The organism is Castellaniella sp., from assembly GCF_049673105.1.
Classification (GTDB): domain Bacteria; phylum Pseudomonadota; class Gammaproteobacteria; order Burkholderiales; family Burkholderiaceae_B; genus Castellaniella.
The window spans coordinates 61,728-86,437 of sequence record NZ_JBATXG010000024.1; the positions used below are offsets into that span (position 1 = coordinate 61,728).

Below are 24,710 nucleotides of genomic sequence, written 5' to 3' on the forward strand. Positions count from 1 at the left end.
ATCGGGCCAGAATCATGAGGGCTCGGCGGACAAATCCAGCCGGTATCCCACCCCGTAGACCGAGCGAATCATATCTTCGTCGGGGCGCACGTCGGCCAGCTTGCGGCGCAGGTTCTTGACGTGGCTATCCACCGTGCGGTCGGTCACGACCCGATGATCGTCATACAAACCGTCCAGGACCTGATCCCGGCTGAAAATCCGCCCAGGCTGACTCGCCAGCAGCGCCAACAGGCGAAATTCGACCGGTGTCAGATCCAGGGTCACCCCATCCAGGCGGGCTTGCCAGGCATCGGCCTTGATCACCAGCCCCGAGGTTTCCGCCTGCGCCGCCGTGAACGGGGGATCGAAGCGCCGCAGCACGGCCCGCACCCGTGCCACCACTTCCCGCGGGCTGTAGGGTTTGCAGATATAGTCGTCCGCCCCCAACTCCAGGCCCAGCAGCCGGTCAATTTCTTCTGTCCGGGCTGTCACCATGATGACAGGAATCGAGGTCTGCGCGCGAATTTCGCGGCAAATATCCAGGCCGTCGCGGCCCGGCAGCATCAGGTCCAGCAGCACCAAGTTGGGCGCCCAGTCGCGCACGACATCCATGACCTGCAGGCCGTTGTCCACCCAGCGCACCGCGTAACCGGCGGCCTCCAGATACGTCCGCAGGACTTCGGCCAGCTTGGGCTCGTCCTCGACAATCAAAATATTCATGCGGTTTTCTCCGTGCTGTCCATCACGGGCCAGCGCGCCTGGATGGCCAGGCCGCCCAGGTCGGCGGCGGACGCGCTGATCTGGCCGCCATGCGCCTCGACGATGGTACGGCAGATCGCCAGGCCCAGTCCTGCGCCGCCATACTGGCGGCTGCGCGACGCCTCGGCCCGATACAGGCGTTCGAACAAGCGCGACAGATGCTCGGGCGCAACGCCGGGCGGCGTATCGGCGATTTCCAGCAGCAGGTCGCCACCCTGGTGGCAGGCCCGCACCCGGACCTGGCCGGGGCTATCCGTATAGCGCAAACTGTTTTCCAGCAGATTGCCGATCAATTGCGACAAGCGCCGCGAGTCTCCTTGCAGCATCAGATCCGAGGCCACCTGCACGTCCAATGCCAGACTGTGGCGCTCGAAACGATCCCGCACCGCGTCGACCGCCTGCGTGACCACATCCCCCAGATCCACGACCGCCATCTGGTAGTTCAGCGCGCCCGCATCCGCCAAGGACAATTCGTACAGATCGTCGATCAAATCGCTGAGCTGCTGGATCTCGTGCGCCAACGACGCCAACGACGCCTGATCGAGGGGGCGCAGCCCATCTTGCAAGGCCTCGATTTCGCCGCGCAGCACTGCCAATGGCGTGCGCAATTCATGCGAGACATCGGCCATCAATTCGCGCCGCCATTGCTCGTGCCGCGCCAGATTGTGCGCCAGGCGATTGAAGTCCCGGGCCAGGCGGCCCAGTTCGTCGGGCGCACCCACGCGCACCCGCGCCTGGTAGTCTCCGCCGGCCAGCCGATGCGTGGCCTGCGCCAGGCGCTGCACGGGCACCAGCAGGATCCGCGCCAGCAACAGGCTGACCACCGCAGCCAGCAACACCGACAGGCCGACGATGATCCAGGTCGCCCGCAATTGCCGGGCCTGGAATTGCTGATCGATGTCGTCGCTGACCAGGCGCGGCATCACGGGCGGCGCCAGCAGCCATCCCACGGTCCGGCCCTCGGCCACGACCGCCACCCGGCGCACGTCGGCCGTATCCCTGACGCGAGGGCCGGCCAGCCAGTCGCCCTGCCCATCCACCAGCGTGACCCGCAGCGGCGGCCCGCTGTGTCCTTGGCGGTCGGGCAGGTCGCGCCGCGACAGGCGCAGCGTGCGCCACCAATAATCGCGCCGGTCGGACAAGAACCGCCACCCGCCGGCATCGGCGTAGTCGGTGGCCAGCAACTGCGCCAGCGTATCCAGGCGCTGCTGTTCGCGCTCTTGGACGTAATCGTCAAAGCCGCTGTCGAAGCTGAATCGCACCGCGACGCCCATGGCCAGCGCCACCACGATGCAGGTCGCCAGAATCGCCAGAAACAACTTGAAGGTGATGCTGGATCGCACGAATTTCTCCATCCGGGTTACGCTAAGCGCTTAGCCATATTTTCTCGCACCATGCCAGACACTTCAGCCTCATCCAGAGCCGCTGCGCGGGCTTCGACCGATCCGATCATCACCATCCGGCAACTGAGCAAGACCTATGCCTCCGGCCACCAGGCGCTGCGCCAGATCGATCTGGACATCCAGGCCGGCGAAATTTTCGCCTTGCTAGGCCCCAACGGCGCGGGCAAGACCACCCTGATCAGCATCGTCTGCGGCCTGGTCAACCCCAGCACCGGCACGGTTCACGTAGCTGGTCACGATATCGTACGCGACTATCGGGCGGCACGTTCCGCCATCGGGCTGGTGCCTCAGGAACTGACCACCGACGCCTTCGAAACCGTCTGGGACACCGTCTGCTTCACACGCGGCCTGTTCGGCAAGGCGCCCGACCCCGACGGCCTGGAACGCACCCTGCGCGCCTTGTCCTTGTGGGACAAGCGCGACAGCAAGCTGATCACCCTGTCCGGGGGCATGAAAAGGCGCGTCATGATCGCCAAGGCCCTGTCCCACGACCCCGCCATTTTGTTCCTGGACGAACCCACGGCGGGGGTGGATGTGGCGCTGCGCAAGGACATGTGGAACCTGGTGCGCTCGCTGCGCGCCACCGGCGTCACCATCATCCTGACCACCCACTACATCGAGGAAGCCGAAGAAATGGCCGACCGGGTCGGCATCATCAATCATGGCCAACTGCTGCTGGTCGAACAAAAAGCCGGCCTGATGCGTCAGCTGGGGCAGAAATACCTGACACTGCACCTGCAGGCCCCCCTGGCCCGCCTGCCCGACGCTTTAACCATCTGGCCGCTGGAACTGAGCGACGACGGACGCACCCTGCGCTACCGCTATGAATCCCCGCAGGCCGGCGCAGCCGTGCCCGAACTGATGGCGGCGCTGCAGGCCCAAGGGCTGGCGCTGGTGGACGTGGACACGGAACAACGGTCCCTGGAAGATATTTTCGTCGACCTCATCAGGAGCCCGGCATGAACTGGCCCGCCATCTACGCCATCTATCGCTTCGAGATGGCCCGCACTTGGCGCACTCTGCTGCAAAGCATCATCGCGCCGGTGATTTCGACGTCACTGTATTTCGTGGTGTTCGGCACGGCCATCGGGTCGCGCATCCAGCAAGTGGGCGACGTCAGCTACGGGGCCTTCATCGTACCGGGGCTGATCATGCTGTCGCTGCTGACGCACAGCATCTCGAACGCGGCCTTCGGGATTTATTTTCCGAAATTCACCGGCACCATCTACGAGATCCTGTCGGCCCCGCTGTCCTACCTGGAAATCCTGTTGGGCTATGTCGGCGCCGCCGCCACGAAATCCATCATCCTGGGCGTCATCATCCTGGCCACCGCGACACTGTTCGTGCCCTTGCGCATCGATCATCCGCTGGCGATGGCAGCCTTCATGATCCTGACGGCCTTCACCTTCAGCCTGCTGGGATTCATCATCGGCATCTGGGCGGACAATTTCGAAAAGCTGCAATTCGTGCCGCTGCTGATCGTCACACCCCTGACCTTCCTGGGCGGCAGCTTCTATTCCATCGACATGCTGCCGCCGTTCTGGCAACAGGTCACGCTGCTGAACCCCGTGGTTTACCTGGTCAGCGGCTTTCGCTGGAGCTTCTTTGGCCTGGCCGACGTCAATATCTGGCTGAGCCTGGGCATGACCCTGGTGTTTCTGTGCATCTGCCTGGCGGCGGTAGCCTGGATCTTTCGCACCGGCTACCGCCTGCGGCCATAAGGCCGACGCCTACCGCATGCGGTCCAGCGCCTGGGCCAGGGTGTTCACGGTGCGTTCGATGTGGTGCAGTTTGTCCAGGCCGAACAGACCGATGCGGAAGGTCTTGAAGCCCGCCGGCTCGTCGCACGCCAGCGGCACGCCGGCGGCGGCTTGCAGACCCGCCTGCGCGAATTTGCGCGTGGACTGAATGCCGTCGTCAGTGGTGTAGCTGACCACCACGCCCGGCGCCTCGAAACCCGGCGCCGCCACGCTTTTGAAACCGCGTTCGCGCAGCAGCGCCCGCACGGCAACGCCCAACTGCTGCTGTTCGGCCTTGACCTTGTCGTAACCGTAGGATTCGGTCTCGGCCATCACATCGCGCAGCACGATCAGGGAATCCGTCGGCAAGGTCGTGTAATAGGCATGACCACCCTGCTCGTAGGCTTCCATGATGCCCAGCCATTTGCGCAAATCGCAGGCGAAGCTGGTGCTTTGCGTAGAGTCGATACGTTCGCGGGCGGTTTCGCCCAGCATCACCAGACCGCAGCAGGCCGACGACGTCCAGCCCTTTTGCGGGGCCGAAATCAAGATATCCACGTGTACATCCCGCATATCGACCCAGATGGTGCCCGAGGCGATGCAATCCAGCACGAACAGCCCACCTTCGGCGTGCACGGCATCGGCTACCTGACGGATATAGGCGTCCGGCAGCATGATGCCCGACGCCGTTTCCACATGGGCGGCGAAGACGACGTCGGGCTTGAATTCCCGAATCGCGGCGACGACCTCATCGACCGGCGGCGGCGCAAAATACGCCTGATCGCCGGATTCAATCGGGCGGGCTTTGAGCACCTGCGAGGCCGACGGAATGCTGCCGGTCTCGAAAATCTGCGTCCAGCGATAGCTGAACCAACCGTTGCGGATGACCAGACAGCGCTTGCCCGTGCCAAACTGGCGGGCGACGGCTTCCATGCCAAAGGTGCCGCTGCCGGGAATCACGATGGCGGAATGAGCGCCGTACACCGTTTTCAAGGTCCGTGAAATATCCCGCATGACGCCTTGAAAGGACTGAGACATATGATTCACAGCGCGATCGGTGTAGACCACGGAATATTCCAGCAGACCATCCGGGTCGACCTGAGGCAATAATCCTGGCATGACTTTCTCCCGTAAAAGAACCTGACGATTGTAGACTTCCATATAATGTCATGCGCCACATATCGCCTTAGACGATCGGCAGCACATAGGACCACCAAAATAATACAGGGCGGCTCCACGAGATCCGCCTAGCCCCCTCTCACAGGAGCATACATGGAGACAACGCTGATGGCTGACCAAGACACCGCTTTGCCGCAAGACAACACATCAGCTGCGGTCCCTCCGTACCTGATCCGCCGTGAACCCGTCCTGGACCAAAACCGGGGCCTGTACGGCTATCGCCTGCGCGTGCTGTGGACGGATCCCGACACTGCCGACACGGATACGGGGCTGGCCCTGATACAGGCCGCCCGGGAACACGGCGTCGGCAGCTTCCTGGCCTACGCACCGCACTGGGTCGACTGCACCCAGGCTCTGGTGCAAAACGTCTTCACCTCGACGCTGCCGCGTAACCGCTGCTATCTGGAATTCCCGGAATCTCTGGAAATCACGCCCGAGCTGATCCAGGCACTGCAAAGCCTGGCCCATACCGGACTGAAATTCTCGCTGCGCGGCGATCTGGCCGCGCAACCCGAACGCGCCGCCCTGCTGCCATTCACCAGAGTCGTGGGCTTCGATCCCGGGATCAGCGCCAAGGCCGATATCTTCCGCCAGAGCTTCCAGCACAAGCAGGCCGGACGGCTGCTGATGGCGATCAACACCCCCGACAAAGCCTCGCTGGACAACTTCCTGCTGCTGGGCTTCAGCGTGTTCCAGGGCAACTGGCCCAGGGATCAGGCCGCGGCCACCCTGACGCCGCGCCAGAAAACCCTGTTGCGCCTGATCACCCTGATCATGGGCGAAGGCGAGGCTCCCGAAATCGAGGCCTGCCTGAAGCAGGACGCCGATCTGGTCAAGACCCTGCTGGACATGGTCAACACACCCGCCTACGGCCTCAGCCAGGAAGTCGAATCCCTCAGCCAGGCCATCATGCTGCTGGGTCGCCGACAGTTGCAGCGCTGGATCCAGGTCCTGATGTACACCGAAGCCGGTCGCCCCGCAGGCTATCTGTCCCCTATCCTGATCCAGGCCAGCGCGCGCGCCCACCTGATGGAAGCCCTGTCGACCCTGCGCTACCCCGACCAGTCGGTGCGCGCCGAATCGGCCTTCACCACCGGCATCCTGTCCATCATGGATCAGCTGTTCAACGGCACCATGAGTGACCTGCTGGCTCAGGTCAACGTAGACGTGCCCATCCGCGACGCGCTGCTGCGCCGCGAAGGCGCGCTGGGCGCCGATCTGCGGCTGGCCACCCTGATATTTCCCTCCGATCGCGATCCGCTCGAAGACCCGGCGCCGCTGCTACAGGCGCTGGGCGTACAGGCCGCGCAGATCGACCCCTTGATCCAGCAGGCCTTTACCTGGGCTCACGGCATCACACGCGCCGCCCCATGAGCCTCCCCTCCGATCCCGCCTCCGGGCCGACCGCATCCGCCCGGCGCGGGATCGGCGCTTGGCTGCGGATCTCGCATATTTCATCGGGATTCATCGCCGTCCTGGTCGGCTACACCAGTTCGGTGGCGATCGTCTTTCAGGCGGCCAGCGCCGCCGGCGCCCAAGACGCGCAGCTGGCCTCCTGGATGTGGGCGCTGGGCATCGGCATGGGGATCACATGCATCGGGCTGTCCCTGGCCTGGCGAGCGCCTGTGCTGACCGCCTGGTCCACCCCCGGCGCCGCCCTGCTGGCCACCAGTCTGGGGGATATCGGCTTGAATCAGGCCATCGGCGTCTTCATGGCCAGTTCCCTGTTGATCACGCTGTGCGGCGTCACCGGCTGGTTCCAGAAAATCATGGACTGGGTGCCGCGCCATCTGGCATCGGCCATGCTGGCGGGTATTTTGCTGCGCTTCGGCATGGACTTGTTTGCCTCGATGCAGGGCCGACCGACGCTGGTGATCGCGATGTTCGCGACATTCATCCTGGCGCGGCGCCTGCTGCCGCGCTACAGCGTGCCCCTGGCCCTGCTGGCAGGCATGGTCTGCGTCGCCTGGCAAGACGGCCTGGCGCTCGGCGGCCTGGATTGGACGCCGGCGCATCCGGTGTGGGTCACGCCGTCCTTTTCCCTGTCCGCCCTGATCGGCGTGGCGCTGCCCCTGTTCATCGTCACCATGACGTCGCAAAACGTCCCCGGCCTGGCGGTCTTGCGCGCCAACGGCTACACCCAGGTCCCCGCTTCCCCGGTGATTTCCTGGACCGGCCTGACCGGCATCGTCCTGGCGCCCTTCGGCGGTTTCGCCTATAACCTGGCGGCCATCACGGCGGCCATCTGCATGAGCCCGGATGCCGACCCGGATACTCGCGAGCGCTATAAGGCATCCGTCTGGGCCGGCCTGTTCTACCTGCTGACCGGCATTTTCGGCGCCACGGTCGTTGCCCTGTTCGCCGCCTTCCCGCTGGAACTGGTCGCGGCCATCGCCGGCCTGGCGCTGCTGGGCACCCTGGGCAGCAGCATCCACGAATCGCTGCAAGCCCCCGAATACCGCGAATCCGCGCTGGTGACGTTTCTGGCCACGGCATCCGGCATGAGCTTGCTGGGGATCGGCAGCGCCTTCTGGGGCCTGGTGCTGGGCGCGATCTGCCTGGCTATTCAGAAACACCGGGCCTGACGCGCGTCTGGCCCGGATGCGCGACCTTAGAAAGGATAGGCACGCGGCGTGGTCTGAATGGTGATCCAGCGCAGATCGGTGAAGGCTTCTATCCCGGCCTTGCCGCCAAATCGCCCATAACCGCTGTCTTTGACGCCGCCAAAGGGCATTTGCGGTTCGTCATGCACAGTAGGGCCATTGATGTGGCAGATGCCCGACTGCACCCTGCTCGCCACCCGCATGGCCCGTGCCACATCCGCCCCGATCACGGCGGCGGACAGCCCATAGGCGTTGTCATTGGCGCAGGCCACGGCGGCATCTTCCCCCTGGACACGTACAATCGCCTTGACCGGACCGAAGGTTTCCTCGGCATAAATCCGCATGGCGGGCGTCACGTGGTCCAGCAGCGTCGCCGACATCAAGGTATTGTCGGCCTTGCCGCCGCACAGCAATCGAGCGCCCTTGTCCAGCGCATCATCGATCATCGCATTGCAGCGTTGCACGGTCGACATATCCACGACAGACCCCAGCACTACAGGCCCCTGGCGCGGATCGCCCTGTGGCAGGCCCTGGGTTTTGGCGGTCAGCCGCTGAACAAAGGCGTCCGCAATCCGCTCGTCCACGATGATGCGTTCCGTCGACATGCAGATCTGACCTGAATGCGCAAAAGCACCAAAGGCGGCGGCATTCACCGCGCAATCCAGGTCGGCATCATCCAGCACCAACAGCGGGGCCTTGCCCCCCAGCTCCAGCACCGCAGGTTTCAGGTACTGGGCGCACAGGCCCGCAATGATGCGACCGACCTTGGTCGAGCCGGTGAAATTCACACGCCGGGTGGCGGGATGCGCCACCAGGGCTTCGACTACGGCGGCGGCGTCCTGCGGCGCATTGGTGATGAAATTCACCACGCCGGCAGGCAGCCCGGCTTCTTCCAGGGACGCAATGATCAGGCCATGCGTAGCCGGACACATCTCCGAGCCCTTCAGCACCACGGTATTGCCGCAGGCCAACGGTGTGGCCACCGCCCTCACCCCCAGGATGACCGGCGCGTTCCAGGGCGCCATCCCCACGACCACGCCCGCCGGCGTGCGCTGGCCCATGGCCAGATTGCCCGGCACATCCGAGGGAATGACTTCCCCGCCGATCTGCGTGGTCAAGGCGGCGGCTTCGCGCAGCATGCCCGCCGCCAAATGCACATTGAATTCCGCCCACAGGGCCGCCGCGCCGGTTTCAGCCATCATCGCGGCGACGAAGTCCGCCAGGCGCGCTTCCAGCGCATCCGCCGCGCGGTTCAGCAAAGTGCGGCGCAGGCCGGGTCCCGTTTGCGACCACGCCGCAAAGGCATCGTGCGCCGCCTGCACGGCAGCGCGAGCATCGGCGGGACTGGCAGCAGACGCGACTGTCGCTACCTGCCCATCCAGGGGATTGCCGCGTTCGAACGTCCTGCCCTGCTCTGCCGCCACTTGCCGGCCCCCGATCATCAGGGAAATGGTATTCATGATGTCCTCCTGTGCATACACGCCGCCTGTTCGATTGCTACCCGCTAGCGCCATCCCCCACCCCGATCGGGGCCGGAGCCTGATGGGCAATGCGCTTGAACAAATCGGCGTAGCGATTGCCTTCGCCGGACCAGGGATCGCCGTTGCGGGCGAAGTCCGCATTGATATCCTGCCATTCTTGGGCGCTGAACAGGCGCTGCGCCGCCGGCAGTATGTGCTCTTCTTCGGTGTTCAGATGCACCCATTCATCGGCGATATAGGCGCGCGCTGCGTCCCTGAACCCCGCAAACGCTTCCGCGCCGCCCTGAATGTAGCTCACCAGCGCCCGATCCAGATGGCTGGTCGCCGGCACACTGTCGTGATGCTGGGCTTCCAGAACATCCAGATGTCCGTCCAGATCGGAAGTCTTGCTGCGCAGCAGGGAAAAGATCCGATCTTCCTTGGGGTGATGCAGCTTGTCCGGCATCTCCGCAATGTATTCCACCATGCCGGCCAACAGCCTGACATCCGGCTGCAGGCGACCGGCCTCGATCCCGTCCAGGATGCGCGACAAGGCGCTCAGGATGGCAGCGATCGCGCGATGTTCTTCCCGGATGGCTTCGATGGCGGGAATCCGCTGGTCCGTCCTGGATTTCGCGGCGGAATCGGCAGCGCCCGGAGCATCGTCCGTCGCCCCCGCCCCCGCCCCCAGCCAGCGATCCAGGAGCACCGCATCCTGCAGCAGCGTGGCGCTATCTCCGGCGTAAACGACCTTGCCGCGTTCCAGAATCAGCGCGTGGCGCGTGATCGGCAGGATCTGCCGGGCGTGCTGCTCGACCAGAATCACGGCCATACGGCCTTCGGTGACCATGCGATCGATGATGTGCAGCAGTTCCTGCGCGATCAAGGGCGCCAGGCCTTCCAAGGGTTCGTCCAGCAGCAGGACCTTGGGATTGAGCATCAGCGCTCGCCCCATCGCCAGCATCTGCTGTTCGCCGCCGGATAACTGATTACCCATATTGGCGCGGCGTTCCCGCAAGCGCGGAAACAGATCGTAGACCCGGTCCAGCGTCCATTCCCCAGGCCGGGCGACAACCGTCAGATTTTCCTCGACCGTCAAGGACGGAAAGATATCGCGTTCCTGAGGCACCCAGCCCAACCCGGCGCGGGCCCGCAGATGGCTGGATACCTTGGCGATGTCGCGGCCCTCGTAGAAAATGCGGCCCTTGCGCAAGCGGGTCACCCCCATCAGGGTGGCGAGCAAGGTGGTCTTGCCCATGCCGTTGCGCCCCAGCAGCGCCAGGCTGTCGCCCGCCGCCAGGGAAAAGGACAGATCTTCCAGGATGACGGCATCGCCATACCCGGCCCAGACATTCTCCATGCGCAGCAGTTCAGACATGGGATTCTCCGAGATAGACTTCCTTGACCCTGGGATGATGGGCGATGACATCGGGGGTATCCTCGATCAGCAAAGCCCCCGAGACCAGCACCGAAATGCGTTCGGCGAAACGGAACACCAGATTCATGTCGTGCTCTATCAGCAAGATGGTGACCTCGCGCGGCAGCTGGGCGATGGTGTCGAACAATTCTCGCGACTCGCTCGTCGGGACGCCGGCTGCGGGTTCGTCCAACAACAGGACCTTGGGCCGCAGCGCCAAGGCCAGAGCGATTTCGATCAAACGCTGACGACCATAGGCCAGATCGCGCGTGACTTCATAGGCGTCGGGCAACAGTCTGAGCTGATCCAGGATGGCCGCGGCTTCGTCCAGCACGTCGACGCGCTCGGCCAGCGGCTTCCACCACTGGGTACCCAGACCACGGCGTTCGCTGACGGCCAGGGCCACCGATTCCAGCACCGTCATGCCCATGAAGAGCTGATTGATCTGAAAGGTGCGCACCAGGCCCTGGCGGCAGCGTTCGTGCTGCGGCATGCGGGTGACATCCTGCCCCAGCAGGCTGACCTGGCCGGACGTCGGTTCCAGATAGCCGGTCAGCAGATTGATCAGAGTGGTCTTGCCCGCCCCGTTGGGGCCGATCAAGGCATGGCGCGAGCCTGGCGCGATGGACAGATTGACCTGATCGGTGGCGACAAAGCCGCCAAACAGGCGTACCAGATTACGGGTTTGCAGAACCGGACTCATGACGAGGACTCCGTGCGAGCAGTGGTCTGGGCGCGGTGGCGGGCGGATCGCATCCATTGCTGCGCCGTGCCTAAAATGCCGCCTCGGGCAAACAGCACCACCAGCACCAGGATCAGGCCCAGCCAGAACTGCCAATACTGCGGATTCATATCGGACAGGAAGTAATTGATCATCACGAACACCACCGCCCCGACCAGACCGCCATACAGGTGGCCGGCGCCGCCCAGGATCAGGATCAGCAGCAGATCCGCCGAACGCTGGAAACTGAGTACGTCCAGGGACACGAACTGATTGGTCTGGGCCAGCAAGGCGCCCGCCACCCCGGCATAGGCGGCGCCGATGGTGTAGATCTTGACCAGGCGACTGTTGACCGGCACGCCCAGCGCCGGCATGCGCAGCACGTTCATGTGAATCCCGCGCAGGCTTTGCCCAAAGGGCGAATACACCAGACGGCGCGCCAGCCAGAACAGCACGAACAGCACGACCGTCGAATAGATGAAGCCCACCCGACCGAACATGTCAAAATCGAACACCCCCAGGATGGGCTTGATCTCGACGCCCGGCATGCCGTCGACACCCCCGGTGATGCTGGTGAATTTATTGGCCAGTTCGTAGAGCATCAAGGCCACACCCAGCGTCACCATCAAACGCGACAAGTCGCTGCCGCGCAGCAGCAGGAAACTGCTGAAGAACCCCACCACGCCGGCAAAAAACGCCGCCAGCACCAGGCCCAGCAAGGGATCGCCCAGGCCGTGGGAACCCAACAGGCCCACGGTATAGGCGCCAATGCCGAAAAAGGCGGCATGGCCCAGAGAAATCACGCCGGCATAGCCGAAGATCAGGTCCAGCGACAAGGCGAACAGCCCCGTGATGGCGATCTGGCTGAGCAGCAGGTAGTTGCCTGGAAAGGCGAAGTACGCCATCACCGGCAGGCACCAGAACAGATATTCCAGAGGCTTCCAATGTGCCGTGCGACGGTAGGCGGCCAGCATGTCGGCCCGCTGCGCGCCTCGGTCGGCGCCTGCCTCGGACAGAGAAGAAGTCGTCATGTCGGCATCCTATTTGTGAGAACGGCCAAACAGGCCATGCGGACGATAAATCAAGGTCACCACCATGACGGCGTAGATGATGAAGGCGCCAATCTGAGGGATGTAGTATTTGCCGGCGACGTCAGCCACCCCCAGCAAAATGGCGGCGTACAGGGACCCGAGGATATTGCCGCTGCCGCCCACCGACACCACGATCAGGAAATACACCAGGTATTTGACCGGGAATTCGGGGTCCAGACCCAGCATTTCTACACCCAAGGCGCCGCCCAGGCCCGCCAGGGCCGAGCCCAGCGCAAACGTCAGACTGAAGACACGATTGACATCCACGCCCAGGCCGCGCGCCACCCGCTGATTGTCCACAGCGGCCCGCAGCCGGGCGCCAAACGACGTGCGGATCACGGACCACTGCAACAGCACGGCGACCAGCAGGCCGGCAATGATCAGGAACAGGCGATAGACGCCCACGTCCAGACCCGGCATGACGTGGATCTGGCCGGTCAAAAATTCAGGCAGATGCAGAGGTTGCTGCTGAGCGCCAAAGAAATAATGCGCCGCCGCGACCGCCATGAACACCAAACCGATGGAAAACAGCACCTGGTCCAGGTCGGACGCCGCGTACAAGCGTCGATATAACAGACGTTCCAGGATGGCGCCGACGACGGCCGGCACGATGACCGCCACCGGCAAGGTCGCCAGGAAAGGCACCCCATAGTTGTTCAGCAAGATCACACAGGCGTATCCGCCCAGCATGGCGAAAGCGCCATGGGCCAGGTTGACGAAGTTCATCAGGCCCAGGGTCACGGACAGCCCGACACTGATCAGGAACAGCAACATGCCGTAGGCAAGGCCGTCAAATAATATAGTCATGATTCATCCCGGAGGGTAAGACAGGCGGCGCGCCGCCTCCACAGGAACCCGGACGGCGGCAGGGCATCGGATCACCGCCGCCGCCCGCACGGATCAGCCCTGCTTGCCGGGATCCTTCACCGCTTCGATGGTGTCGAATTCCACGTTCTGCAACACGCCATCGACGCGCTCCACCTTGCGGATGTAGACGTTCTGAATGATGTCGCGCGTCTGCGGATCGATTTCCACCGGACCACGCGGGCTGGTCCACTTCATGCCCTTGACCGCAGCCATGAAGGCCTCTGCGCTCGCATCACCCTTGGTCTTTTCCAGCGCAGCATAGATCAGATGCATGCCGTCATAGCCCGCCACCGACACGAAATTGGGGCGATCATTGGGAAATGCCTTGTGATAGGCAGCGACGTAGGCCTTGTTTTCAGGCGAATCGTGAGCAGCGGAATAGTGGAAGGACGTGATCATGCCGATGGCAGCGTCGCCCATGGCGTTCAACACGTCTTCGTCAGTCACGTCGCCCGTGGCCAGTTCCTTGATGCCGGCCTGGTCCAGACCGCGTTCCTTGAAGCCCTTGGCCAGCGCCACGCCCTGTTCGCCGTTGGGCACGAACAGGAAAACCGCGTCAGGCTTGGCGTCCTTGATGCGCTGCAGGTACGGCGCATAGTCAGGCGTGGCGACTGGCGTGCGGACTTCGCCGATGATCTTGCCGCCCAGCGCGGTAAAGGTCTTCTGGAACTGCTGTTCGGCGTCATGCCCCGGACCATAGTCGGACACCAGGGTATAGACCGAACGGATGCCGTTGGCGTAGGCCCACTGCGCCATCGGCGCCGTGTCCTGCGGCAGCGTCATGGAGACCCGCACGATATTGGGCGATTTTTCGGTGATGGACGAGGTCGCGGCATTCAGCACGACCATCGGGACTTTGGCCTCGGTGGCCAGCGGCGCGACGGAAAAGGCATTGGGCGTCAAGCTAAAGCCCGCCAGAATGTCGACCTTGTCCTTGATCAGCAGTTCCTGGGCCTGGCGCTTGGCCACCGCAGGCGCAATGCCGGTGTCGTCCTTGATGATGATCTTGATCTTGCGACCGGCCACTTCATCGCCATGTTCGGCCATGTACAGATCGATACCGTGCTGAAGCTGTTTGCCGTGGGCGGCAAATGGTCCGGACATCGGCATGACCACACCGATTTTCAGATCTTTGGCCTGCACGGTGCTGAAGGCGGCGGCTGTGCTGAAGGCCAGCGCCACCGCCCCTAGGGTCTTGATGAATTTCATGGTCTCACTCCTGGAAAGTAATAAAAACACCAGCTTTTTTTAGCCGGCTAACTGTTGCTCAAGATCATGCAGAACCTGATAACACGGCAGCACCTGCGCCACGCTGGCGTTGGGCTCCCGTCCCTCGCGGATAGCGGCGAAAAATTCCCGATCCTGCAATTCAATCCCATTCATGGACACGTCCACCTGGCTGACGTCGATGACTTCGTCGCGCCCGGTGACCAGATCGTCATAACGGGCGATGTAGGTGGCGGTGTCGCCGATGTAGCGAAAGAACGTACCCAGCGGGCCGTCGTTATTGAAGCTGAGCGACAAGGTGCAGATGGCCCCATTGGCCGCCTGCAACTGGATCGACATATCCATGGCAATGCCTAGCGTCGGATGGATCGGCCCCTGCACGGCATTCGCCTTGACCACCGGACTGCCGCACTGATAGGCGAACAGATCCACGGTATGGGCGGCGTGGTGCCACAGCAGATGGTCGGTCCAGCTACGCGGCTCGCCCAGCGCATTCATATTGGTGCGGCGGAAAAAATAGGTCTGCACGTCCATCTGCTGGAGATGAAATTCGCCTTTCTGCACACGCTGGTGCACATATTGATGGCTGGGGTTGAAGCGGCGCGTGTGGCCGCACATGGCGACCTTGCCGCTTTGCCGCGCCAGGTCCACCAGAGCCTGCGCATCCTGCAGACTGTCGGCCATGGGGATTTCCACCTGAACGTGCTTGCCCGCCCGCAGGCAGGCCATCGCCTGGGCCGCATGCATCTGGGTGGGCGTGCACAGAATCACGGCGTCCACGTCGGGGCGGTCCAGCACCGCGTCCAGATCGGTGGCGGCCTGTTCGATGCCATATTTCTGCGCCACGGCGCGGGTCTTGTCCAGATCGCGGCTGACCAGGGCGACGACCTCCACGCCGTCGATGCGGGCGATGCCATCCAGGTGCTTGATGCCGAATGCGCCGGCGCCGGCCAGGGCGACTTTCAAGTGCTGCGTCATCACTGTTCCTCCAATATCAGGTGTCCCACCGCCGTATTCGATGCCGGCACGTGGTAGAAACGGTGCGCCACGCGCGGCGCTGGTCCGCCCGACACATCCGCCATCGCGCCTCGTGCGATCAACCACATGACGAGTTCGATGCCTTCGGAACCGGCTTCGCGCACGTAATCGATGTGCGGCACCTCGGCCTGCCCGGCGGGGTCGGCGATCAGGCGATCCAGGAAAGCATTGTCGAATTCGCGATTGATCAGCCCGGCGCGCGGCCCCTGCAACTGGTGGCTCATGCCGCCGGTGCCCCAGATCTGCACGTTCAGGGGGCGGTCGAAGCTTTCGATGGCGCGGCGGATCGCCTGCCCCAGCTGAAAGCAACGCCGGCCCGAAGGCACCGGATACTGCACCACGTTGACGGCAAACGGAATGACGGGGCACGGCCAGGCCTGGGGCTGGCCGCACATCAGCGACAGCGGCACCGTCAGCCCGTGATCCACGTCCATCTTGTTGACGATGGTCAGGTCGAAGTCCTGTTGGATGACCGACTGAGCGATGTGCGCCGCCAGTTCCGGATGGCCGATGACGGTCGGCACGGGCCGCGCGCCCCAGCCCTCGTCCGCCGGCTGGTATTGTTCGGCGCAGCCAATGGCGAAGGTCGGGATCATGTCCAGGCTGAAGGCGGTGGCATGATCGTTATAGACCAGAAAAATCACGTCGGGCGTGTTGTCTTGCATCCACTGTTTCGACGGCTCGTAGCCCTTGAACAGCGGCGCCCAATAGTCGGTTTCCGTCTTACCCAGATCCAGGGCGGCTCCGATGGCCGGCACGTGCGACGTATACACACTGGCGGTGATGCGGGCGTGGGTCTGGCTCATGAACGTTCTCCGATTTTGCGGTTGCCCTGGATGGAACGACCGCCGGCCAACATCATGGCTGCGTAGTCTTCCTGGGACATGCCGGTCATGCTGGCGGCCATGTACTGGAAAGAAAGGCCATCGGTGGCCCCCAGTTTGGCTAGAAAATAGATATTGCCGCCCAACTGCAGGCAGCGGTTCAAGTCGCGGGCCAGCACGGCCTGCTTCTGGTCCTCGCTCATGGGCCATTCGTCCAGATAGGCGCGCTCATCGGCCAGAAAGCGTTTGCGGTTGTCGGCTTTCATCAGCGACATGCAGAACTGATTCAGGTGATAACCCAGGCGGGATTGATCGGCATCGAAAATCGTGGTGCCGGGAATATCGGTATAGGGCTTGTTCAGGGACATGGCTCAACTCCAGTACAAGCGGTTTGGATTGTCGACCAGCAGCTTGCGCTGCAGGTCGGCGGTCAGGGCGATCTGCGGAATGTAATCCACCAGCAGCCCGTCATCTGGCATATGGGACTTCAGATTCGGATGCGGCCAATCGGTGCCCCACAGCACGCGATCGGGAAAGGTTTCCACCAGGTGGCGAGCAAAGGGCACCACGTCCTGATAGGCATGCTGTTCGCCGGCCAGCGCATAGGGGCCCGATTGGCTGAGACGCTCCGGGCAGCTGACTTTGGTCCAGATGTTAGGATGCTCTCGCAGCAGCGCCACGAAACGCTGGAATTCGGACCCGTCCACCGGCTGGGTGACATCGGGGCGGCCCATATGATCCACCACCACCGTCGTGGGCAAGGCGGTAAAGAAATCATACAGTTCAGGCAGATCCTGAGCCTCGAAATAGACCACCACATGCCAGCCCAGCGGCGCGATGCGCGCGGCAATATCGGCCAGAACTTCGCGCGGGGTGAAATCAGCCAGCCGCTTGACGAAATTGAAACGCGTCCCGCGCACTCCCGCGTCATGCAGGGCCTGCAACTCGGCATCCGTGATGTCTTGCGCCACCGTCGCCACCCCCCGCGCCCGCCCGCCGGATGCCTTCAAGGCATCGACCAGCGCCCGGTTGTCCGTGCCGTGACAGGTCGCCTGCACGATCACGTTCTTGGCGAACCCCAGATGATCGCGCAAGGCGAACAGCGATTCCTTCGGCGCGTCGCAGGGCGTGTATTTGCGTTGCGGCGCGTACGGAAACACCGCACCCGGCCCGAATACGTGGCAATGCGCGTCCACAGCGCCGGGCGGCAGACGGAAATTCGGACGGCTGGGACCGTCGTAGTAATCCAGCCACCCAGGGGTCTTGGCAAAGGGTTCGGCGGTGCTCATGGCTACGTCCTTAATCCAGATATTTCAGACCGGCTTTTTCCAGCCCTTCGCGCATCTTGTAGTAATCCAGCCCCAGGACGCCGGAAGCGAAGAGATCCCGCTTGCTGACTTCATTGTCCTCGCGGGCCTGGGCTTTGGCGGCAACCTGGCCGGCAATGGCAGCCGGCACCACCACCACACCGTCGGTATCGGCCACGATGACATCGCCCGGCATCACGGCGGCGTTGGCACACACCACGGGAATGTTCACCGACCCCAGCGTGCCCTTGACCGTGCCCTTGGCGCTGATCGCCCGCGCAAAGACGGGAAAATTCATGGATTCCAGGACGTCGATATCGCGCACGCCGCCATCGATGATCAAGCCACGTGCGCCACGCGCCTTGAATGACGTCGCTAACAGATCGCCGAAAAAGCCGTCCGTGCTATCCGTCGTGCAGGCCGCCACGACCACGTCTCCGTCTTGGATCTGCTCGGCGGCGACGTGCAGCATCCAGTTATCTCCCGGTTGCAGCAGGACTGTGACGGCGGTGCCGCACAGGCGCGCGCCGCGCCAGACCGGTCGCATATAGGGCTTCATCAGGCCGACGCGTCCCATGGCTTCATGAATGGTAGCCGTCCCGAACTGCGACAGATGCTCGACGGCAGCGGGATCGGCGCGCTGGATGGTCCGGTGGACGACGCCCAGCTGATTCAGGGAAGTGCTCATGTTGATTGTCCTCCGTTCGTTAAAGGCCTTTGGCCTTCAGGGCGGCATCCAGGCGCGGGTAGACGCGCCGGGCATTGCCCTCGTAAATCTGGAAGCGATCGGCGTCGCTCAGGACGTCCGCGGCTTCGATATAGCGCTTGGTGTCATCGAAAGCATGGCCGGTTTCCGGATCGATGCCGCGCACCGCGCCGATCATCTCCGATGCAAACAACACGTTCTTCACGGGAATGACACGCGTCAGCAGATCGATGCCCGGCTGGTGATAGACACAGGTATCGAAAAACACGTTGTTCAGCAGATGCTCGTCGAGCAGCGGCTTTTTCAGCGCCTGGGCCAGCCCGCGGAACCGGCCCCAGTGATAGGGAACCGCGCCGCCGCCATGCGGAATGACGAAACGCAGCGTGGGGAAATCCTTGAACAGGTCGGACGTCAGGCACTGCATGAAGGCCGTGGTGTCGGCATTCAGATAGTGGGCGCCCGTCGTGTGAAAACAGTCATTGCAACTGGTGGACACGTGAACCATGGCCGGAATGTCGTATTCCACCATTTTCTCGTAGATCGGATACCAGGAATGATCCGACAGCGGCGGCGCCGTCCAGTGTCCGCCGGACGGGTCCGGGTTCAGATTGATGCCGATAGCGCCGTATTCTTTGACGCATTTCTCCAGTTCGGGGATGCAAGTCGCCGGATCCACGCCCGGCGACTGCGGCAGCATGGCGGCCATGGCGAAATGATCCGGGAACAAGGTCGAAACCCGGTGGCACAGTTCATTGCAGATCGCCGACCAAGTGCTGGACACCTGGAAGTCGCCGATGTGGTGCGCCATGAAGCTGGCTCGGGGCGAAAAAATCGTCAGGTCCAGGCCACGCTCACGCATCAGGCGCAATTGGTTGGATTCGATGCTCTCGCGCAGATCATCGTCGCTGATGCGCAGATCGGATGCCTTCGGGCTTTGCGCCGGGTCCTTGATCCCGGCGATCTGGCGTTCACGCCAATCGGCCAGCGCCTGCGGGGCGGTCGTGTAATGCCCGTGGCAATCGATGATCAGGGGTTTTCGGTTCATATTGACGGATTCCTATTGATAATCCGGATCAGCGAGCAGACTCGCCATCCGCCCCCGTCGTCGGCCAGACGGATTGGGGGACCATGACTTCACCGCGCATGATGAGACGCGCCGTGCGCAGCAGAGCGGCCCGCACGACTTTTTGCGTGTCCTGCGGGTCCAGTTCAAGTTCGACGGTAAATTCGCCGCTGGGGTGTTCGATAGACACCGCCTTGCGGGCGCCGCTGGGCAATTGCGCCAGCGCATGCGGCACCGAGCCGTCCAGCACGCAGGCAGTGCCCACCGTGACGGCGGCCAGCACGCCGATGGCTTCATGGCACACATGCGGGATGAAAGAGCGCGTACTGATGGCGCCGCCGGCCTGCGGGGCCGACACCAGGGTCATCTTGGGATAATTGCGCCCGCCGACGTCCCCCAGCCCCATGAGTTCGGCTGTTGTCAGACGCAAGGCCTCGATCCTGGCCTTCAGGTCGGTATCGGCATTCAATTCCGCCGGACTCTCCTGCCCGGTGCGGCCCAGGTCTTCGGCGCGGAACAGCACCAGCGGCATGCCGTTGTCGATGCAGGTGACGTCGATATCGAACGGCGCGAAATCCGCGCCGACCGGCGGCTCGACATGCACACGATCCAGCACCCGGCCCGTGGGCAGAAGCCCCGAACAGACCGAACCGGCGGTATCCAGAAAGTTGATGGTGATGGGGGCCGAGGTCCCCGGCACGCCATCGATACGGGCCTGGCCTTCGTAGCTGACCTGGCGACCCGACGGCGTCAGCGGCGTCTGCACCGTGATGTCGCACTGCATGCCGGTGTTGCGCGTCAGGACGCGCACCGTGGTTTCGTCGCCCTGGGCGGCGATCAAGCCGCATTCCAGCGCAAAAGGCACTACCGCCGCCAGCATATTGCCGCAATTGGCCGTGGTGTCGACGGTATCCTGATTCGGCTGCAACTGGGCGAACAGAAAGTCCAGATCCACGCCGGGCGCGGTGCCCAGCCGCACGATGCCTGCTTTGCTGGTCAAGGGATGCGCCCCGCCCAGACCATCGATCTGACGACGGTCAGGAGACCCCATCGCGGCCAGCAACACGCGATCGCGGGCAGCCGTCTCGGACGGCAGATCGGATTCCAGAAAAAACGGTCCGCGCGAGGTGCCACCGCGCATGAACAAAGTCCGAACAGGCTTTTGCATCACACCACCACCATTGCTATGTTGCAACCATTATGGGTGCAATGAGCCTGGTGAATAAGGGCATGAACACACTATCTGCTATGCCGTATTGCTATACTTGATGAAACTTCATATCAAATTTTAGGGTAAACCCCAGCATGGATATCAAGCAGATGGAATACTTCGCGCGGGTCGCCGAACTGGGCAGCTTCACCCAGGCGTCCCATGCCCTGGGCATCGCGCAGCCTGCGCTCAGCCGTCAGGTCCGTCTGCTGGAAGTGGAACTCCGGCAAAACCTGCTGAACCGTAATGGTCGAGGCGTGACGACCACCGAAGCCGGCAAGCTGCTGCTAGAGCATTGTCGGGGGATTCTGCATCAAATCGACCGAGCCAAAGAAGACATGGGCCGGGTGCAGGGCGCCCTGGCGGGCCGAGTCGCGCTGGGTATCGCCCCCAGCGCTTCAAAAATGCTGACGGTGCAACTGACGCGCAAATTCCGCAAGCAGCTGCCCAATGCCTCGCTATCCATCAGCGAAGGCCTATCCCTGATGATGCAGGAATGGTTACTGGCTGGCCGGCTGGACATCGCCCTGCTCTACAACCCCAGCGCCTCGGCGGAGCTGGATCTACGCCCCCTGACCAGCGAACTGCTGTATCTGATCGGCCCCAAAGGCCCGCATCCGTCCACGCAGCCGATGTCGCTGCGGTCTCTGGCAGGCATTCCGCTGGTCATCCCCAACCGCCCCCACACGGTGCGCATGCTGCTGGAATCACAGATGGCCTTGATCGGCTGCCGTCCCAATATCCGGCTGGAAATCGACGGGGTGCCGGCCATTCTGGATCTGGTCGCCGACGGCGCCGGTTATGCCGTGCTGACAGAACACGCTGTGCTGACCTCGGCGCAGCCGGATCGCTATCACATTCGACCGATCTGCCAGCCAGAACTGCCCAGCCAGCTCTATCTGGCGACTGCGTCCGGGCGCATCACGACGCTGACGCAGCAAGCGATGCTGACCCTCATCCGCGACACGGTGCGCGAAGTCTATCCGGCCCAGATGATCCCCGCGGATTGAATGCGCCGGGCCGTCCAAACCGGTATCAGGACGATTTTTGACGACTGGCGATCAGACGGTCCGCATAGACCTGCCAGCCATCGGTTTTCTCGACGCCATCGAATACGCCCTGCGCCGCCTGGCCGGCCACCCAGTCCTGTTTTTCCGCCGTGGCGGCGGCCATCCAGGGTTCGAAACCGGCTTCGCGCACGGTGTTGGCAACTTCGCGCATTTCCTCGGCGCGGCGACGGCCATGCTGCACCACCCGACTGTAGAAATAGCGCCCCTGCTCGGTCCAATCGATGGACGGAAAGGTTTCCTGCAACGTGGGCAACACGTGGTCTTCCACCCCATAGGCGCGGGCGGCGGTATAGCTTTCGATGACCAGGGCTTCCAGGCCCTTGATCATGACGCTGCGGCACATCTTGATGGCCGACGCCACCCCTAGCTCGAGCGACACGACCTTGACGTCCATGCCAAACATGGTCAGTCGCCGGGCCAGGGCATCGGCATGCGGCCCCCCCAGCAGCATGGGCACGCGGATGCCATAGGGCGGCACCGACGTCATCACGCCCGCTTCGACGTAAAGCCCGCCCGCCGCTTCGATCAGGGCGGCGGCCTCGCGCTTGGCGCCCGGCGAAGCGGAATTCACATCCAGAAAGAACGTGCCCGGCTGCAGGTGCGCCGCAGCTTCGCGGGCCACGGCCACCGTATTGGATGCCGTCACGGCGGACACCAGCAGATTGCTGGCCGCGCATAGTTCAGCCGCGGAGGCGCACAGCGTGATGCCATCGTCCTGAGCTTTGTCGCGCAACGGGCGGGCCGTCTGCAGGTCCTGCAGCTTCAGATCCCAGGCCTGCACGCCATCGACTTGCGGCCTGAGGCCCGCGCCAAAAATCCCGCCGACCTCGCCATAGCCGATCAACCCCAACTGTATGGTTTGCATCACTGCCCCCTATGCCTTAGTGTTTATGTGCTGGCCGCCGCCCGCGCCGTGCGCCGGGAACACTTCGGTGTCGACTTCCGCCAGCGTCCCAGGCCCGTAGCGGTCTCCCGCCACGCGCTCGTGGTGAAAATGCGCGGCCAGCTCAGTGGCCAGCGCGGCATCGATGGTCACGTCTACCGCCGCCAGGTTTTCCCGCAGGTGGGCCAGGTTGGTCGTGCCCGGAATGGGAATGATGTCCTGCCCCTGATGCAGCAGCCACGCCAGCGCCAGCTGACCGGGCGTGCAACCCAGTCCCTTGGCATGGTCGCGCAGCAATGGCAGCAGCGATTGATTGCGCACGAACGCATCCGCCTGAAAACGCGGCATGCCGCGGCGCAGATCGGTGTCCGCCAGCGCATCGACGGATGGCGGCAGGCCATCGGCCAGAAACGCCCGCCCCAGGGGGCTGAACGCCACCAAAGCGGCCCCTAATTCCCGGCAGGCCTGCAGCACGGCGATGTCGACGTTGCGCGACCACAGGGAATATTCGCTTTGCACGGCGGCGATGGGATGCACCGCATGCGCCCGGCGCAGCGTGTCGGCAGAGACCTCGGACAGACCGATGTGGCGGATCTTGCCCGCCTGCGCCAGACCGGCCAAGGCGCCGATGCTGTCCTCGATGGGCACGGATTTATCCCAGCGGTGCAGATAGTACAGATCGATGACGTCGGTGCGCAGGCGGCGCAGCGAATCCTCGCACGTGCGGCGCAAGGTGTCGGGGCGGCCATCGATGCGGCGGCGCCCGTCTTCCCGGAAGATGCCGCATTTGCTGGCCAGGAAAAACCGGCTGCGGTGCGGCGACAGCACGCGACCGAGCAATTCTTCATTGTGACCGAAGCCATAGAGCGCCGCCGTATCGAATAGCGTGACGCCCTGATCCAGCGCCCCTAGCAGCAGGGCCTGAGCCTGCTCCGGCGAGACGGCCTGGCCATAGCCGTGACTCAGGCCCATGCACCCCAGGCCGATCGGAAACACCGGCGTACCGGCAAGCATGCGTGTCTGTGTCATAGTGATCCGATTATCCCCAGAAGCTTGGGATGAAGTAAGTCCGAATCCGGCACTAACAGTTATAACAACTTGCTATCAGAAGACCCGAACCGATTACAAATCCAGGATGAGCATCGGCGTCTTGGCGCGTGAACAGCAAGGGGTGAACTGGTCATTGGCCGCATGCTCGCCATCCGTCAGATACGTGTCGCGATGATCGGGGATGCCCCCCTGCAAGCCGGTCAGGCAGGTGCCGCAGATCCCTTCTTCGCAGGACACCGGAATGAATACCCCCTGCCGGTCCAAGGCGGAGGTGATCGATTCATCTGCCGGGATATCAAAGATTTCGCCGGTGCTGGCCAGCTGCACCTGAAACGCCACGTCCTGGTCCGTGATTGCCGGGCGGTCGGCGGCATCCAGAGCAAAGTGTTCAACGTGAATGCGGGTGTCGTCAAAGCCGGCGGCGCGCGCCTGGGCGCAGACAAAATCGATATAGCCCGCCGGCCCGCACACGTACAGATGCGTCTGGGCATCCGCCCCCGCCAGCACAGCCGCCGCATCCAGCACCTGCGTCGGATCATCATCGAAATACGCATGGACGCGTGCGGCGGACAGCGCCTGGGCCTCGTCGAGGAACGCTGCGCGCGCCCGGGTGCGACTGCTGTAATGCAAGGCGAAATCCGCGCCCTGCGCCTGCAATTGCCGGGCCATGCACAACAAGGGTGTCACCCCGATCCCGCCGGCGAACAGCAGGCTGCGAGTCGCCGGCACCAGAGCAAAACGATTGCGCGGCGCGCTGATCTGCAAAATGTCGTTGACCTGCACCCGATCATGCAGCGCGACAGACCCGCCACGGGACTGAGCCTCGCGCAGCACGCCGATGCGGTAATGCGCATGCCGGGTACAGTCGTTGAGCAGGGAATACTGGCGAATCAGCCCGCCGGGCGCATGCACGTCGATATGCGCCCCCGGCAAGAACGCCGGCAGACCGGCTTGATCCAGAGGGCTGAGTTCCAGGCAGATGGTGTCCTGGGCCACCTGCCGTTTGGCGGTGACGCGGACTGACAGCAATGAAGTATCCATGGCGGCCATTATCGCGCAAATGCCGCCTGCCCCCCCCGTTGCCTGACAAGCGCCGGGGAAACCGTCCGCCGGG

Annotated in this window: 24 protein-coding genes and 1 pseudogene; 5 read left to right on the forward strand and 20 right to left on the reverse strand. The window is 63.4% G+C overall.

Features of this window, described 5'->3' with window-relative positions:
• Positions 1 to 12: 12 nt before the first annotated feature.
• Together WBF69_RS09560 and WBF69_RS09565 are read right to left on the reverse strand one after the other, a co-directional pair.
• Positions 13 to 699, reverse strand: a complete 687-nt coding sequence (locus WBF69_RS09560; RefSeq protein ID WP_424263552.1) for a response regulator — start codon at positions 697 to 699, stop codon at positions 13 to 15.
• Entirely contained in the window at positions 696 to 2,081 is a 1,386-nt protein-coding gene (locus tag WBF69_RS09565) for an ATP-binding protein (protein WP_424263554.1), read from the reverse strand. Before WBF69_RS09565 ends, WBF69_RS09560 begins: the two co-directional genes overlap by 4 nt.
• Before the next feature lie 51 nt (positions 2,082 to 2,132).
• Between WBF69_RS09565 and WBF69_RS09570 the strand changes: the two genes are divergently transcribed.
• Positions 2,133 to 3,104: an ABC transporter ATP-binding protein gene (locus WBF69_RS09570; RefSeq protein WP_424263556.1), complete on the forward strand. Its 972-nt coding sequence runs from the start codon at positions 2,133 to 2,135 to the stop codon at positions 3,102 to 3,104.
• A complete protein-coding gene (locus WBF69_RS09575) occupies positions 3,101 to 3,862 on the forward strand; it encodes an ABC transporter permease (protein ID WP_424263558.1) in 762 nt (253 codons plus the stop codon). The genes WBF69_RS09570 and WBF69_RS09575 overlap by 4 nt, the downstream gene beginning before the upstream one ends.
• Positions 3,863 to 3,871: 9 nt before the next feature.
• Here the strand turns inward: WBF69_RS09575 and WBF69_RS09580 are convergent, their stop codons facing one another.
• Positions 3,872 to 4,999 (reverse strand): aminotransferase class V-fold PLP-dependent enzyme, encoded by a 1,128-nt coding sequence (locus WBF69_RS09580; protein ID WP_424263560.1) that lies wholly within the window; start codon positions 4,997 to 4,999, stop codon positions 3,872 to 3,874.
• Positions 5,000 to 5,167: 168 nt separating this feature from the next.
• Between WBF69_RS09580 and WBF69_RS09585 the strand changes: the two genes are divergently transcribed.
• Both WBF69_RS09585 and WBF69_RS09590 read left to right on the forward strand, forming a co-directional pair.
• The gene (locus WBF69_RS09585) at positions 5,168 to 6,433 is read left to right on the forward strand and encodes an EAL and HDOD domain-containing protein (RefSeq protein ID WP_424263562.1); all 1,266 of its coding nucleotides are present in this window, start codon (positions 5,168 to 5,170) and stop codon (positions 6,431 to 6,433) included.
• The gene (locus WBF69_RS09590; protein ID WP_424263564.1) at positions 6,430 to 7,644 is read left to right on the forward strand and encodes a benzoate/H(+) symporter BenE family transporter; all 1,215 of its coding nucleotides are present in this window, start codon (positions 6,430 to 6,432) and stop codon (positions 7,642 to 7,644) included. The genes WBF69_RS09585 and WBF69_RS09590 overlap by 4 nt, the downstream gene beginning before the upstream one ends.
• 26 nt (positions 7,645 to 7,670) lie before the next feature.
• On the opposite strand, the gene WBF69_RS09595 is transcribed toward WBF69_RS09590, so the two are convergent.
• The 14 genes and pseudogenes from WBF69_RS09595 to WBF69_RS09660 form a co-directional block, all read right to left on the reverse strand.
• Entirely contained in the window at positions 7,671 to 9,122 is a 1,452-nt protein-coding gene (locus WBF69_RS09595) for an aldehyde dehydrogenase (protein WP_424263566.1), read from the reverse strand.
• Between the two features lie 37 nt (positions 9,123 to 9,159).
• Positions 9,160 to 9,831, reverse strand: a complete 672-nt coding sequence (locus WBF69_RS09600; RefSeq protein ID WP_424263596.1) for a hemerythrin domain-containing protein — start codon at positions 9,829 to 9,831, stop codon at positions 9,160 to 9,162.
• A pseudogene (locus tag WBF69_RS09605) lies at positions 9,817 to 10,500 on the reverse strand (ABC transporter ATP-binding protein); the annotation flags it as partial. The pseudogene WBF69_RS09605 and the gene WBF69_RS09600, both read right to left, overlap by 15 nt.
• Positions 10,493 to 11,242, reverse strand: a complete 750-nt coding sequence (locus WBF69_RS09610; protein ID WP_424263568.1) for an ABC transporter ATP-binding protein — start codon at positions 11,240 to 11,242, stop codon at positions 10,493 to 10,495. The gene WBF69_RS09610 and the pseudogene WBF69_RS09605, both read right to left, overlap by 8 nt.
• Positions 11,239 to 12,234: a branched-chain amino acid ABC transporter permease gene (locus tag WBF69_RS09615; protein ID WP_424263598.1), complete on the reverse strand. Its 996-nt coding sequence runs from the start codon at positions 12,232 to 12,234 to the stop codon at positions 11,239 to 11,241. The genes WBF69_RS09610 and WBF69_RS09615 overlap by 4 nt, the downstream gene beginning before the upstream one ends.
• A gap of 66 nt (positions 12,235 to 12,300) precedes the next feature.
• Positions 12,301 to 13,158 carry a branched-chain amino acid ABC transporter permease gene (locus WBF69_RS09620; RefSeq protein ID WP_424263570.1) on the reverse strand — a complete coding sequence of 286 codons (858 nt, stop codon included), beginning with the start codon at positions 13,156 to 13,158 and terminating at the stop codon, positions 12,301 to 12,303.
• A gap of 93 nt (positions 13,159 to 13,251) precedes the next feature.
• Positions 13,252 to 14,427: an ABC transporter substrate-binding protein gene (locus WBF69_RS09625; RefSeq protein ID WP_424263572.1), complete on the reverse strand. Its 1,176-nt coding sequence runs from the start codon at positions 14,425 to 14,427 to the stop codon at positions 13,252 to 13,254.
• Positions 14,428 to 14,466: 39 nt separating this feature from the next.
• Positions 14,467 to 15,423 (reverse strand): Gfo/Idh/MocA family oxidoreductase, encoded by a 957-nt coding sequence (locus tag WBF69_RS09630; protein ID WP_424263574.1) that lies wholly within the window; start codon positions 15,421 to 15,423, stop codon positions 14,467 to 14,469.
• Entirely contained in the window at positions 15,423 to 16,289 is an 867-nt protein-coding gene (locus WBF69_RS09635; RefSeq protein ID WP_424263576.1) for a class III extradiol dioxygenase subunit beta, read from the reverse strand. Before WBF69_RS09635 ends, WBF69_RS09630 begins: the two co-directional genes overlap by 1 nt.
• Positions 16,286 to 16,675, reverse strand: a complete 390-nt coding sequence (gene ligA, locus WBF69_RS09640; protein ID WP_424263578.1) for a protocatechuate 4,5-dioxygenase subunit alpha — start codon at positions 16,673 to 16,675, stop codon at positions 16,286 to 16,288. Before ligA ends, WBF69_RS09635 begins: the two co-directional genes overlap by 4 nt.
• A gap of 3 nt (positions 16,676 to 16,678) precedes the next feature.
• Positions 16,679 to 17,596 carry an amidohydrolase family protein gene (locus WBF69_RS09645; RefSeq protein ID WP_424263580.1) on the reverse strand — a complete coding sequence of 306 codons (918 nt, stop codon included), beginning with the start codon at positions 17,594 to 17,596 and terminating at the stop codon, positions 16,679 to 16,681.
• Between the two features lie 10 nt (positions 17,597 to 17,606).
• Positions 17,607 to 18,302, reverse strand: coding sequence for a 4-carboxy-4-hydroxy-2-oxoadipate aldolase/oxaloacetate decarboxylase (gene ligK / locus WBF69_RS09650; RefSeq protein ID WP_424263582.1), 696 nt, complete (start codon positions 18,300 to 18,302; stop codon positions 17,607 to 17,609).
• A gap of 19 nt (positions 18,303 to 18,321) precedes the next feature.
• On the reverse strand, positions 18,322 to 19,350 hold the full coding sequence (locus tag WBF69_RS09655) for an amidohydrolase family protein (RefSeq protein ID WP_424263600.1): 1,029 nt from the start codon (positions 19,348 to 19,350) through the stop codon (positions 18,322 to 18,324).
• A 43-nt stretch (positions 19,351 to 19,393) separates the two neighbouring features.
• Positions 19,394 to 20,551 carry a 4-oxalomesaconate tautomerase gene (locus tag WBF69_RS09660; RefSeq protein WP_424263584.1) on the reverse strand — a complete coding sequence of 386 codons (1,158 nt, stop codon included), beginning with the start codon at positions 20,549 to 20,551 and terminating at the stop codon, positions 19,394 to 19,396.
• Positions 20,552 to 20,688: 137 nt separating this feature from the next.
• Here WBF69_RS09660 and WBF69_RS09665 point away from each other — a divergent pair, with 137 nt between their 5' ends.
• Positions 20,689 to 21,603 carry a LysR family transcriptional regulator gene (locus tag WBF69_RS09665; RefSeq protein WP_424263586.1) on the forward strand — a complete coding sequence of 305 codons (915 nt, stop codon included), beginning with the start codon at positions 20,689 to 20,691 and terminating at the stop codon, positions 21,601 to 21,603.
• Between the two features lie 25 nt (positions 21,604 to 21,628).
• Here the strand turns inward: WBF69_RS09665 and WBF69_RS09670 are convergent, their stop codons facing one another.
• The 3 genes from WBF69_RS09670 to WBF69_RS09680 all read right to left on the reverse strand — a co-directional run bounded on the left by WBF69_RS09670 (position 21,629) and on the right by WBF69_RS09680 (position 24,646).
• Entirely contained in the window at positions 21,629 to 22,528 is a 900-nt protein-coding gene (locus WBF69_RS09670; protein WP_424263588.1) for a DUF1932 domain-containing protein, read from the reverse strand.
• Positions 22,529 to 22,537: 9 nt separating this feature from the next.
• Positions 22,538 to 23,575 carry an aldo/keto reductase gene (locus tag WBF69_RS09675; protein WP_424263590.1) on the reverse strand — a complete coding sequence of 346 codons (1,038 nt, stop codon included), beginning with the start codon at positions 23,573 to 23,575 and terminating at the stop codon, positions 22,538 to 22,540.
• A 93-nt stretch (positions 23,576 to 23,668) separates the two neighbouring features.
• Positions 23,669 to 24,646: a PDR/VanB family oxidoreductase gene (locus WBF69_RS09680; protein WP_424263602.1), complete on the reverse strand. Its 978-nt coding sequence runs from the start codon at positions 24,644 to 24,646 to the stop codon at positions 23,669 to 23,671.
• Positions 24,647 to 24,710 lie beyond the last annotated feature (64 nt).